Source organism: Acinetobacter sp. WA-87, from assembly GCF_039938935.1.
Taxonomy (GTDB): Bacteria; Pseudomonadota; Gammaproteobacteria; order Pseudomonadales; family Moraxellaceae; genus Acinetobacter; species Acinetobacter seifertii.
Genome location: NZ_JBDUVF010000001.1, coordinates 758,268 through 770,381 on the forward strand (window position 1 = coordinate 758,268; position 12,114 = coordinate 770,381).

Annotated in this window: 13 protein-coding genes; 2 read left to right on the forward strand and 11 right to left on the reverse strand. The window is 39.2% G+C overall.

What is annotated here, in order from left to right; genetic code table 11:
• Position 1 precedes the first annotated feature (1 nt).
• From paaG to paaA, 7 genes are read right to left on the reverse strand one after another with little or no spacing between them, the layout of a single operon-like run.
• Complete coding sequence (gene paaG / locus ABFY81_RS03640) at positions 2–793, reverse strand: 2-(1,2-epoxy-1,2-dihydrophenyl)acetyl-CoA isomerase PaaG (RefSeq protein ID WP_347913058.1); 792 nt, start codon at positions 791–793, stop codon at positions 2–4.
• Positions 793–1,566 carry an enoyl-CoA hydratase-related protein gene (locus ABFY81_RS03645; protein WP_151768565.1) on the reverse strand — a complete coding sequence of 258 codons (774 nt, stop codon included), beginning with the start codon at positions 1,564–1,566 and terminating at the stop codon, positions 793–795. The genes paaG and ABFY81_RS03645 overlap by 1 nt, the downstream gene beginning before the upstream one ends.
• Before the next feature lie 8 nt (positions 1,567–1,574).
• Positions 1,575–2,636: a 1,2-phenylacetyl-CoA epoxidase subunit PaaE gene (gene paaE / locus ABFY81_RS03650; protein ID WP_004793393.1), complete on the reverse strand. Its 1,062-nt coding sequence runs from the start codon at positions 2,634–2,636 to the stop codon at positions 1,575–1,577.
• Positions 2,637–2,659: 23 nt separating this feature from the next.
• Positions 2,660–3,160 carry a 1,2-phenylacetyl-CoA epoxidase subunit PaaD gene (paaD, locus tag ABFY81_RS03655; protein WP_308965177.1) on the reverse strand — a complete coding sequence of 167 codons (501 nt, stop codon included), beginning with the start codon at positions 3,158–3,160 and terminating at the stop codon, positions 2,660–2,662.
• Positions 3,161–3,176: 16 nt separating this feature from the next.
• Positions 3,177–3,932 (reverse strand): 1,2-phenylacetyl-CoA epoxidase subunit PaaC, encoded by a 756-nt coding sequence (paaC, locus tag ABFY81_RS03660; protein ID WP_347913059.1) that lies wholly within the window; start codon positions 3,930–3,932, stop codon positions 3,177–3,179.
• Positions 3,933–3,943: 11 nt separating this feature from the next.
• A complete protein-coding gene (gene paaB, locus ABFY81_RS03665) occupies positions 3,944–4,234 on the reverse strand; it encodes a 1,2-phenylacetyl-CoA epoxidase subunit PaaB (protein WP_000389648.1) in 291 nt (96 codons plus the stop codon).
• A gap of 32 nt (positions 4,235–4,266) precedes the next feature.
• Entirely contained in the window at positions 4,267–5,205 is a 939-nt protein-coding gene (gene paaA, locus ABFY81_RS03670) for a 1,2-phenylacetyl-CoA epoxidase subunit PaaA (protein ID WP_046879723.1), read from the reverse strand.
• A gap of 265 nt (positions 5,206–5,470) precedes the next feature.
• Here paaA and paaZ point away from each other — a divergent pair, with 265 nt between their 5' ends.
• Complete coding sequence (gene paaZ / locus ABFY81_RS03675) at positions 5,471–7,573, forward strand: phenylacetic acid degradation bifunctional protein PaaZ (RefSeq protein WP_347913060.1); 2,103 nt, start codon at positions 5,471–5,473, stop codon at positions 7,571–7,573.
• A 44-nt stretch (positions 7,574–7,617) separates the two neighbouring features.
• Here the strand turns inward: paaZ and ABFY81_RS03680 are convergent, their stop codons facing one another.
• The 4 genes from ABFY81_RS03680 to ABFY81_RS03695 form a co-directional block, all read right to left on the reverse strand.
• Entirely contained in the window at positions 7,618–8,997 is a 1,380-nt protein-coding gene (locus tag ABFY81_RS03680) for an L-serine ammonia-lyase (RefSeq protein ID WP_347913061.1), read from the reverse strand.
• Between the two features lie 491 nt (positions 8,998–9,488).
• Positions 9,489–9,923 carry an I78 family peptidase inhibitor gene (locus tag ABFY81_RS03685; protein ID WP_347913062.1) on the reverse strand — a complete coding sequence of 145 codons (435 nt, stop codon included), beginning with the start codon at positions 9,921–9,923 and terminating at the stop codon, positions 9,489–9,491.
• Between the two features lie 158 nt (positions 9,924–10,081).
• Positions 10,082–10,534, reverse strand: coding sequence for a redox-sensitive transcriptional activator SoxR (gene soxR, locus ABFY81_RS03690; protein ID WP_347913063.1), 453 nt, complete (start codon positions 10,532–10,534; stop codon positions 10,082–10,084).
• A gap of 196 nt (positions 10,535–10,730) precedes the next feature.
• Complete coding sequence (locus ABFY81_RS03695; RefSeq protein WP_004702430.1) at positions 10,731–11,018, reverse strand: hypothetical protein; 288 nt, start codon at positions 11,016–11,018, stop codon at positions 10,731–10,733.
• Positions 11,019–11,443: 425 nt separating this feature from the next.
• On the opposite strand from ABFY81_RS03695, the gene ABFY81_RS03700 reads away from it, so the two are divergent.
• Complete coding sequence (locus ABFY81_RS03700; protein ID WP_077166341.1) at positions 11,444–12,103, forward strand: epoxyqueuosine reductase QueH; 660 nt, start codon at positions 11,444–11,446, stop codon at positions 12,101–12,103.
• The last annotated feature ends 11 nt before the right edge of the window (positions 12,104–12,114 follow it).

Genomic DNA, 12,114 nt, shown 5'->3' on the forward strand with positions numbered 1-12,114 from the left:
CTTAGCGCCCTTTAAAATTTGGTTCGCGTTTATTCATAAAGGCTTGCACACCTTCACGATAATCTTCGGAACGACCCGCAATACGTTGTAAATCACGCTCTAAAAGCATTTGCTCATCAAAAGTGTTATTGCTTGATTGATGAATAGCTTTTTTAATAAGAGATAAGCCAAATGTAGGCTGTTTTGCTAAACGTTCAGCGAGTTCAGTTACTTTTGTTTTAAGCTCGGCATCTTCTACAACATCCCAAATCATGCCCCATTCTTTTGCGGTTTCTGCTGGGAGCTTGTCACCTAACAAGGTTAAACCCATCGCACGTGCATGACCTACAGCACGAGGTAAAAACCATGTACCCGCAGAGTCTGGAACCAAACCTAAGCGGCAAAAGGCTTGTACGAAGTTTGCCGATTTCGCTGCAATCACCAAATCACATGCCAGTGCAATATTTGCCCCTGCACCTGCTGCCACGCCATTTACTGCACAAATGACAGGCTTTGGCATATTTACAATCGTTTTAATGAGCGGGTTATAGTAAGTTTCAATGGAATATCCTAAATCTGGAGCTTCAGCATTTGGGTCAACTACACGGTCGCCTAAATCTTGCCCTGCACAGAAGCCACGGCCTTCGCCACTAATCACCACACAGCGAACATCTGGATTTTTAGTCCATAGGTTTAAAACCTCAGCCACTTCACGGTGCATATCAACGTTAAAGCTATTCAGTGCTTTTGGGCGGTTAAATGTCAGGTAGCCAACACCATTTTTTTCTTCAGCAATAATATTTTGATAGACCATCACTCACCTCTAAACACTGGCTTTCTTTTCTCAAAGAAAGCATTAATCCCTTCGTTTCGATCTTTTGTAGCCGCCAGCCAGACAAAGTTTTGACGTTCAAACTTGAGTCCCTGACTTAACGTTGTTTCATGAATACTTTTAATTGATTGTTTAATCACGCGAATCGCTAAAGGCGCTTGTTTGGCAATTTTTGCTGCAAGTTGAACCGCATATTCAACGGTTAATTCGGTCGGCACCACTTGACTGCAAATGCCATGTTGCTCTGCCTGTTTTGCCGAAATCATCTCACCTGTCATGGCCCAGCGCATGGTAAGCTGTTGTCCAACCAAGCGCGCTAAACGCTGTGTTCCACCTGCACCCGGCAACATCCCCAAGGTAATTTCAGGTAAAGCAAAACGGGCATTTTCACCGCAAATCACCATATCTGAATGCAAAACCAGCTCAAACCCAGCGCCTAAGGCATAGCCATTCACTGCTGTAATCAGTGGTTTACTAAACGCATCAATTTTTTGCCAAAGCTTCGGACGAATATCGAGTTGCAAAGACACGGCGTCCATTGCAGCCAACTCGCTAAGATCTGCTCCAGCAGCAAAACATTGTGAGTTACCTGTTAAAACCACCGCTTTGACTTGAGCATTGTGCTCAGCTTCTTCGAGCAACTCGCATAAACACTGCAATGTTGCATTGTTTAAAGCATTTCTTTTTTCTGGACGGTTTAGGGTTAATAACAAAACACCGTCAGTTGCTGTGCTGGCTTTGATTAACTCTTGCATGACAGCCTCTACTCATCAAAACTCAAACGAACATTTGGGCCTTTTGGTAAGGTTTGACAGCTAAGTACATAGCCCTTTTCGACTTCGTCTTTTTCAAGGCTATAGTTAAGGAACATATCGACTTCACCAGAAACAACTTTACAACGACAAGTCGCACACACCCCACCTTTACAGGCATACGGTAAGTCAGCACCCGCACGTAAAGCCGCATCAAGAATACTTTCATCGTCCTGAGCCACAGAAACAATCAGTTCACGACCGTCTAAAATGATGTTGACCTTTTCTTCTTTACGATTTGCATCCGCTTCAACACTACGTTTACGGGCTTGTCCTGTGTGGAAACGTTCGGTGTGGATTTTTTCTTTTGCAATACCATAGTTTGGCAAAGTGCTTTCTACGGCATTCATCATTTCGTCTGGACCACAGGCAAACACATGGTCAAAACTCGTTTCAAGCACATCAAAATCAAAAAGTTGTTTTAGCTTTTCTTCATCAATACGACCATTCATCAGCTCACTATCGTTGAACTCACGAGAAAAAATATTGATGAGCTGAAAACGTTCTTTAAACTGATCTTTCAAATCCATAATTTGCTCGGCAAACATGGTTTGTTTCCATGAGCGATTGCCATAGAGCAAGGTAAATTTAGCTTCAGGTTGTTCAAATAAAACTTGCTTAACAATCGATAAAATTGGGGTAATACCACTGCCCGCAGCAACACCTAAATAGTTTTGTCCGCCCATCTTGGCTGCTTTTTGAAAAAACACACCTTGTGGTGGCATCACTTCAAGCACATCGCCCACTTTCAAATGATCATTTGCCCAATTTGAAAATTGACCCTGATCAATTTTTTTAACCGCAATACTGATGTCTTCTTTTGCTGCATAGCTACAAATTGAATAACAACGGCGGATTTCACCCGCTTCAGTTAAGTGGCGAATGGTTAAGTGTTGACCCGGTTGAAATTGAAATTGTTCTTGTTGTTCAGGTACAACGTCAAATGCAATACAAATTGCCTGATCGGTTTGAGGCGTAATACTTTTTACTTTTAATGGTACAAATTGGCTCATGGCTGATTTCCTTATCTAAAGACTTAAATACATTTGAAGTAATCAAAAGGCTCAAGACAGTCCTGACATTTATAAAGTGCTTTACAGGCGGTAGAACTAAACTCTGTTAACAGTCGGGTGTCTCGGCTTTTACAACGTGGGCACTCGACACCATCTTTTAAATGAACGTGAGTCCCACATTGATGCGCCAACCCTTCAGGTGGTGCAATGCCATAAACTTGCAGTTTCTTTTTACCCGCTTCAGACATCCAGTCCGTGGTCCATGCTTCTGACAAATCGACCATCACTTTGACCGGTGTCAAAGCTTCTGCGGTAAAGGCTTCAGCAATTTGTGTTTTGAGCATATCTGTTGCTGGGCATCCGCTATATGTCGGAGTTAGACGAACAATAATTTCTTGTTGATCGTTAATTTCTACACCACGAATCATGCCTAAATCGACAACCGATAAAACAGGAATTTCAGGGTCACTTACCGTTTGTAGAACATCCCAACATTGGTCGATGCAATGACGAATCATTTGCATGGCTCACCTCCTTGTCTTACCAGGTCATTCCCGGATAAGTTCTTTGAATACATTGCATTTCAGCCAACAAATAACCTAAATGCTCGGTATGCAATCCTTGTTTTGCACCACGGCGATAAGCACCGTTCACAGCAACATTTAATTCAAAACGCTTAAGCTCATCTGCAATGGTTTGGTTCCATTGTTCTTTTTCATTTGAAAAATCTGGAATCACGCCTTGTTCGACTAATGCTTGTTCGTCCGCATTAAGTTCAAATAACTCAGCAGTAAAGCGCCATAAATTATTTAAACCGTCTTGCACACGTTGATGCGCTTCATCTGTGCTTAAACTTAAACGTTCCATCCAGCTTGTTGAAAAACGGATGTGATACTTCACTTCTTTTAAAGATTTAACGGCAAGTGCGCTTAATTCAGGAAGTGAGCTTTGCGTTAAAGCCGTAAATAAATGAAGATGGTAATGGTCCATCAACCACTGGCGTACTATCGTTTGTGCAAAATCGCCATTGGGTTGTTCACACAACAATAGGTTTAAAAACTCTCGTTCTGTACGGAAATACGCAAGCTGATCTTCATCACGCTTAGCTTCATCATATTGACCTGCCAACGTCAGAAAGTTTCTTGCCTGACCCAACAAGTCCAAACCGATATTTGCTAAAGCAATATCAACTTCAAGCTCAGGTGCGTGCCCGCACCATTCAGCCAAACGCTGAGATAAAACCAGTTGGCTGTCGCCAATATGTAATAAGAATTTAGATAAAACTGAATTATTCATTTCCATTCCCCTTACATGTGCTCAATGCCATCTGGAATATGGTAAAAAGTCGGATGACGATAAACCTTGTCTAGAGAAGGATCGAAAAATTCAGCTTTTTCATCTGGCTGTGATGACTTAATCAGTTCAGAGCGAACCACCCAAATGCTAATTCCTTCATTACGACGTGTATAAACATCACGAGCATGTTGTAGTGCGATTTCATCATCAGGTGCTCTTAAGCTGCCTACATGACGGTGGCTTAAGCCTTGTTTACTACGTACAAATACTTCGTAGAGCGACCAGTTGTTTTTATCTTCCATTTTGATTTCCTCAAATTTTTCCATAAATCTTGTTAAGCCACTTTGTTCGCTTCAAGCTGCTGTTTTTTCGCGTAGACTACTGCTGCATCACGAACCCATTTGCCGTTTTCCCATGCTTTACGGCGTGCTTCGATACGCTCGTGATTACATGGTCCACGTCCAGCAATTACTTCATTAAATTCGTGCCAGTCAATCTCGCCAAACTCGTAGTGACCAGTTTCTTCATTGAACTTTAAATCTGGGTCCGGTACTTCCAAGCCAAGTTGCAACACTTGTGGTACGGTGTTATCGACAAACTTTTGACGTAATTCATCGTTACTAAAGCGTTTGATTTTCCACGCCATGCTTTGTGCGCTGTTTGGAGAGTGTTCATCACTTGGACCAAACATCATCAGTGCTGGCCACCAATAACGATTTACCGCATCTTGCGCCATCTGTTTTTGTTCTGGTGTACCGCCTGCCAAAGCCATCATGGCTTCAAAACCTTGGCGCTGGTGGAAACTTTCTTCTTTACAAATACGTACCATTGCACGTGCATATGGTCCGTAAGAGGTACGGCAAAGCGCAACTTGGTTCACAATGGCTGCCCCATCGACAAGCCAACCAATTGCAGCGACATCTGCCCAAGTCAAAGTTGGATAGTTAAAGATGGATGAGTATTTCATTTTTCCATCAATTAATTTTTCCATCATGTCATCACGGTCAGCACCTAAAGTTTCTGCCGCACTGTACAAATACAAACCATGACCCGCTTCATCTTGTACCTTCGCGAGCAAAACCGCTTTACGTTTTAAAGTCGGCGCACGAGTAATCCAGTTTCCTTCAGGCAACATACCTACAATTTCAGAATGACCATGTTGCCCAATTTGACGAATTAATGTTTTGCGGTAGGCATCGGGCATTTGATCCTTAGCCTCGATCGTAATTTCATTGGCAATATTTTGTTCAAATTTCTGGTAATTGTTTTCCATTCTTTCATTCCCTGTAGGTATCACCCATGAATCTATTTTTCGATACACTAAAAACAAAGTCAATCACTTTTTTAGTATCAAATTAAATCTACCACAATAAAATACATCAAATCATTGAAATTATTAATTTTAATCCAATTGTAAAAAACCTTTTTACTTTTATAAATCAAAATAAAGTTGACTTTTAAACAAATTAATCTGAAATTATGAATCATATTTTTGCAATTTTTATAATTGACGTATCAAATAAAAAAGGAGTTTGGTCATGCTTGAACAAGCACACCTAGAAGGAACCTCAACTGACACAGATTTTCAGCAGTCTGAGCATCAACTGCCTCATCTTGCTTCTTATGTCTATGGAACATGGCATTCATCTGACGAAGAACTACGCCCTGTTTACCATGCCATTACAGGTGAATCGATTTATGCCGTAAGTAGTCATGGCATAGATATGAAACGTGCTGTTCAGTATGCCAAACAAAATGGTTCAGAACTGGCAAACTGGACATTCCACCAACGTGCAAATGCGTTAAAACAAATTGCCCAACATTTACTTGAACGTAAGGAAGAGTTCTACAAGCTTGCTTATGCGACAGGTGCAACTCGTAAAGATGCTTGGATTGATATTGAAGGTGGAATCCAGACATTATTTGCTTATTCAAGTCTGGTTCGCCGTGAACTCAATGACGAAAAAATTATTACTGAAGATAGCTGGATTCAATTATCTAAAAATGGAACTTTTGGTGCTAAACACATTTTAAGTCCTAAAGCAGGTGTTGCCGTTCACATTAATGCTTTTAACTTCCCGATTTGGGGAATGCTTGAAAAAATTGCACCGACGCTACTTGCAGGTGTGCCATGTATTGTGAAACCTGCAACCGATGGCTCTCAATTAACTCAAGCGGTTGTAAAAGCCATTGAAGAAGCGCATGTATTACCAAAAGGCTCGCTGCAACTCATTTGCGGTCAGACGTATGACCTGTTAGAGCACCTAGGCCCACAAGACTGTGTTACCTTTACAGGTTCTGCTTACACAGGTCAAAAACTGCGTAATCACCCTCACCTCAATAAATATTCGATTCCATTTAGCATGGAAGCCGACTCGGTAAACAGTGCAATTTTAAGCCCTGAGGCAAATGAAGAAGCTGTCGATTTATTTGTGCGTGAAGTCTTCCGTGAAATGACCACCAAAGCAGGCCAAAAATGTACTGCGATTCGTCGTGCATTTGTTCCTGAAAATTTGTTAGCGACAGTACAAGAAAAGCTAACTGCTAAACTTGCTAAAGTTGTGGTGGGCGACCCTCAAAAAGAAGAAACAACCATGGGTGCTTTAGCGAGCATTAAACAAAAACATGACGTTGCAGAAAAAGTTGCCGAACTCAGCAAAGACGCAAAAATTGTTTTTGGTGGCAATGATAGCTTTACATTTAATGCAGACCATCCTGAAAAAGGTGCTTTTTTCGCTCCAACTTTATTGCTCTGCGAACAACCTTTACAAGCGACCAATGTTCATACCACAGAAGCTTTCGGCCCTGTATGTACCCTCATGCCATATCAAAACATTGAAGAACTAGCTGACCTTGTTTCACGTGGTGAAGGTAGCCTAGTGGCTTCTGTCGTTAAAAATAACGATGAGAATATTGAGCTGATTATTCAAAAAATTGCGCCTTGGCATGGTCGTGTGCATGTACTTGATGCGGAATCGGCAAAAGAAAGTACAGGTCATGGTTCACCACTTCCACATTTAGTACACGGCGGTCCTGGTCGTGCAGGTGGTGGTGAAGAGTTAGGTGGTATTCGCGCGGTTAAACATTATATGCAGCGCACTGCAATTCAAGGCTCTCCAAATAGCCTGACGCAAATTACCCACTCGTGGACTGCCGGCTCGAAAGTTAACGAAGACCGTGTACATCCATTTAAAAAGTCTTTTGATGAGTTAGTGATTGGTGAACGTTTATTAACGGCGCGTCGCACCGTAAGCGAAGCAGATATTGTTAACTTTGCTGGTTTAAGCGGTGACTACTTCTATGCGCATACCGACAAAATTGCAGCTGCCGAGTCTTTCTTTGGTGAACGCGTTGCCCATGGCTATTTCATTGTGTCTGCAGCAGCAGGTCTATTTGTAGATGCAGCACAAGGCCCTGTGATTGCCAACTACGGTATGGACAACTTACGTTTTGTTGAACCGGTTAAAATTGGTGACTCGATTCAGGTTGAACTCACCTGTAAACAAAAAACACCTAAACCACAAAAAGACCCATCTCAGCCTGCGCATGGCGTTGTGGTATGGGATATTAAAGTCAAAAACCAACGTGGTGAACTTGTCGCAACCTACGACATTTTAACTTTAGTTGCTCGCGAGGCTTAATGTTTAAAATGAGATGGGGCCACCTCGTCCCCATCTCATTTTTTTTAACACTCAATGGCGTTAACAGCGAGGCCACCTTTTGAAGTTTCTTTATATTTCTCAGACATATCTCTACCTGTTTCCTTCATGGTCTGAATAACTTTATCTAAAGTCACAAAATGCTCACCTTCATCATGAAGTGCCATTTGTGCTGCATTAATCGCTTTTACAGCCGCAATTGCATTTCGTTCAATGCAAGGCACCTGAACCAAACCACCAATCGGGTCACACGTTAAACCCAAGTTATGTTCAAGCCCAATTTCAGCTGCATGCTCCACTTGCTCAGGAGATGCTCCTAAAATCTCGGCTAAACCCGCCGAAGCCATCGCACACGCCGAGCCGACTTCTCCCTGACACCCTACTTCTGCACCAGAAATAGAAGCATTGAGTTTACATAAAATGCCGACGGCTGCCGCACTTAGAAAAAAGCGAACCACTTTATCTTCGGAAAAGTCTTTAGAAAAAGTCACGTAGTAATATAAAACTGCCGGAATAATCCCTGCTGCACCATTTGTAGGTGCCGTCACCACTCGACCGCCAGCAGCATTTTCTTCATTTACCGCTAAGGCAAATAAATTGACCCATTCCATTGCATGGAAAGTCGTCACAATCAGGTTTGAATTTTTCTTATTTAATAACTTGTCGTGAATTTTTTTAGCCCGACGTTTTACGTTTAATCCGCCCGGTAATATTCCTTCATTGATTAATCCGTTGTGAATACATTGCTGCATCACTTTCCAGATTTCCATAATCTTGCTACGAATCTCAGTTTCACTACGCCAACTTTTTTCATTTTCAAGCATTAACTCACTCACCGATAAATGATGAGCCTTACATAAGCTTAAAAGTTCAGCCGCACTGTGAAATGGATAAGGAACCTTAACGTCATTGGTTTCAGTCTGAGTTTGTGTTAATTGCCTTTGACTGACAATGAAACCTCCACCGATTGAATAATATGTTTCTGCATATAAAATTTCTTGAGCCTCGTTATACGCAATCAGTTCCATTGCATTGGGGTGATAAGGCAAAGATTCATCTAAAAAAAGCACATCATGCTTATAGTCAAAACAAATACTCTTTTGCCGATGAAGCTTAATTGCTTTATTTTCAAGAACATCTTCAATCAAGCTTGTGCTCAATTGAGTATCGATATGTTCAGGGTCAAAGCCCATTAAGCCCAACAGGACTGCTTTATCAGTCGCATGCCCAACGCCAGTTGCTGCAAGCGAACCATATAGCTTAACCTGAACTCTAACCGTCTTTTCTAAATCATTTTGCTTCAATAAATCATCTACAAAATGATATGCCGCTCGCATTGGTCCAACTGTATGGGAGCTAGATGGGCCGATGCCAATTTTAAAAAGATCAAATACACTAATAAACACTGGGTCCTACCTTCGATTCATTATTATTCGTATGTTCGTCATTATTGTGTCCTTGCGGATAGCTCTAAAATTATCATTAAGCCAAATACAAATCACGAATAACTCTTGGGTAGTCGCACAAAAAGACAACGGTTGAACAAGAACCCTAAGCTCATGAGTCCATAGTCATAAATTTTAAAACTTCTATTTTTTAGTAGATGTTTAAAACGATTCTTAAATTAATTTAATGCATCAATTCGTATAAATAACAAACAGCACATATTAGCCATTAGTCGCACGCCCCTATTTTTACTCATTTTTACTGGTAAAGTGCTTTACATGGTTTGATACAACCTACTTAACTCAGATGCATAATTCACCTGTTCTTGCATCTGAAGTTTTTCTGCCTCTAGTCCGCTAGGGGCTTTTTTTTGAGTAGCTGAAAAAATAATAAAAGCCCATCTTCTGACAGGCTTTCTTGTTCGGTCTTAAATCAATTTTTAATTAAAAAATTAACCACAGTTCGCGTTGGTAATTTTTTTAGTTGCTGGATCAATGGTAACAGTGACACGGTTTGTACGATAATCCATTGTCATTGGCTGACCTGGAGCGACTCTACGTACAATTTCTGACTTGGTTGTTTGTTTGATTTGGTCATCAGTTAAGCCAGACTGACCAACTAATTTTTGAGCTTCTTCAGCTACACAGTTAGCTTGGTTATCGCGGAATAATTTCCACTCTTCGACCACTTGACCATTTGGCAAATGACAGTAACCAACCTGACCATTTGCTTCATTTCTAATTTCTAATTTTCCACCTTGATCAACACAATATTTGCTTGCTGGGTTTGGTGAACCAATTTTTGGTGGAGTTAACTCTTTATGTTGTACTGCTGAACAAGCCGTTAACGAAACGAGCGCTAAACCAAGAAAGATAATTTTTTTCATAAATTTTACTTCTTACTAAAAAAGCTAAAGATATCAAAAAAACTCATGTTTTATATGACTTATTTACAATAAAAAACCTTTATAGATAGCGGCTTACAACACATTAAGTTATTCCGATCGGTAAACTATAATCAAAATTTGAAGCCTAAAATCAAGGTTTATGGTCTTTCTAAAATACGTGGTCCAGAGCCTTCTTGTCCTAGTTTATCATCTGGATTTCTTAAGGGGCACTGCTCTAGAGAGAGGCATCCACATCCAATACACCAATCCATCTCATCTCTAAGTCTCGTAAGTTTTTGAATACGCTCATCCAAATTTTTCCGCCAGTCAAGAGATAACTCTTTCCATTGCTGTGCAGTTAATTTAGATCCCATTGGGTACTTGCTTAAAGCTTGTTTAATTTCCTCTAGTGGAATACCCACAGTTTGCGCAATTTTAATGATCGCTATATAACGTAAAACCACTAAAGTAAAACGGCGTTGATTTCCATTGGTCCTAATACTTTTAATTAAATCTTTTGATTCATAAAAATGAAGCGTTGAAACGGCAACGCCACTACGCTTTGCAACTTCACCTACAGTCAACAAACGGCTCTGATTCGTTTCAGTCATTTTTATTAATCTCAAGTTTAGTTGAGGTTTTATAAAAGCATGAGAAAACTTTGTCAAATGAGAAATATAAATTTTAATCATTCATTTATGAGGATTGTTTATAACAACTAAAATTTAGTAAAAGTATTTAGCACTCAATAATGCATAAAAAACAGACAATGTTTTGAAGTCAAATTTTATTAGACCTCATAAAATGCTATTGCCTTCTTTCACAGCCACATATCCAAAACATGTTGTAAACAAATGGCATAGGAGCACCTAATGGATAGACTTTAGCTTCTTCAATTTTATATGTCTTTTTTCTTGATTCGATATGTAAAATATTATCGCAACGAGCAATCACTATTCCTTTTTTATATAATTTTTTTCTTTCATTTTTTGCATCGAATTTATATACCAAAAAGTAAACTTTTTCTCCTACTCCTATCTTTGAATGATTAACCATAATGTAACCATTACAATACTTACATTGCCAATCGTCCATATCTTAAAATATCACATACTCAAATTAGAAAAACATAATAACTGTTATATTATAAAATTATTAAAAACATAAATCTAAAAAATAATTGAATTTTAAAAAATAATACTTATTTGTGACACCCATCACACTAATTTCCAATCAAAATATGAAAAATAAATACCTAAAAGACAAATAGTTACAGCAATGTAGAATTATCATCATTTCTAGTGACCCATAATTTTTCTTGCTATAAAATTAAAAATCACCTCATTGATATTAGGTTAATATAATATATTTATTATATTAATAGCGTTGAATTTTATTTAATCCAAATTAATATTACAAAATAAAAAAATAAAAATTTTCATCTTAAATTGAAAAAAATTCATTCCAATATAATTTTAAAAAACTTAAAATATATAGAAACATAAGTTAATTTTTAAATTATGACCATTCAACGTCAAAAAATCGAGCTCCCATTAGGACATAATAAACTATTACTTCATTCATGCTGTGCGCCTTGCTCAGGTGAAGTAATGGAAGCATTAATTGAATCCGAAATAGATTTTTCTATATTCTTTTACAATCCGAATATTCATCCAATAAAAGAATATCTTATTCGTAAAGAAGAAAATATTAGATTTGCAGAAAAACATAATATTCCATTTATTGATGCAGATTATGATACAGACAACTGGTTTGCGCGTGCCAAAGGTATGGAAAATGAACCTGAACGTGGTATCCGATGTACCATGTGTTTTGATATGCGTTTTGAACGCACTGCCTTATACGCTTATGAACATGGGTTTAGCTTAATCAGTAGCTCATTAGGGATTTCAAGATGGAAAAATATGACGCAAATCAATGATTGTGGGATTCGTGCTGCTTCTCACTATCCTGAAATTCAATACTGGGACTATAACTGGCGAAAGAATGGTGGCTCTAGTCGCATGATCGAAATTAGCAAACGCGAGGAGTTCTACCAACAAGAATATTGTGGTTGTGTATATTCTTTACGCGATACAAATCGCTGGCGTATGAGTAATGGCCGAGATCGTATTAAACTAGGCGTTAAGTTTTATAGTAATGCTATGGAAGAAGATTAAAACTATTCTAT

Coding starts and splice junctions, on each gene's coding strand:
- paaG (WP_347913058.1), bottom strand. CDS start 793: ATGGTCTATCAAAATATTATTGCTGAAGAAAAAAATGGTGTTGGCTAC.
- ABFY81_RS03645 (WP_151768565.1), bottom strand. CDS start 1,566: ATGCAAGAGTTAATCAAAGCCAGCACAGCAACTGACGGTGTTTTGTTA.
- paaE (WP_004793393.1), bottom strand. CDS start 2,636: ATGAGCCAATTTGTACCATTAAAAGTAAAAAGTATTACGCCTCAAACC.
- paaD (WP_308965177.1), bottom strand. CDS start 3,160: ATGCAAATGATTCGTCATTGCATCGACCAATGTTGGGATGTTCTACAA.
- paaC (WP_347913059.1), bottom strand. CDS start 3,932: ATGAATAATTCAGTTTTATCTAAATTCTTATTACATATTGGCGACAGC.
- paaB (WP_000389648.1), bottom strand. CDS start 4,234: ATGGAAGATAAAAACAACTGGTCGCTCTACGAAGTATTTGTACGTAGT.
- paaA (WP_046879723.1), bottom strand. CDS start 5,205: ATGGAAAACAATTACCAGAAATTTGAACAAAATATTGCCAATGAAATT.
- paaZ (WP_347913060.1), top strand. CDS start 5,471: ATGCTTGAACAAGCACACCTAGAAGGAACCTCAACTGACACAGATTTT.
- ABFY81_RS03685 (WP_347913062.1), bottom strand. CDS start 9,923: ATGAAAAAAATTATCTTTCTTGGTTTAGCGCTCGTTTCGTTAACGGCT.
- soxR (WP_347913063.1), bottom strand. CDS start 10,534: ATGACTGAAACGAATCAGAGCCGTTTGTTGACTGTAGGTGAAGTTGCA.
- ABFY81_RS03695 (WP_004702430.1), bottom strand. CDS start 11,018: ATGGACGATTGGCAATGTAAGTATTGTAATGGTTACATTATGGTTAAT.
- ABFY81_RS03700 (WP_077166341.1), top strand. CDS start 11,444: ATGACCATTCAACGTCAAAAAATCGAGCTCCCATTAGGACATAATAAA.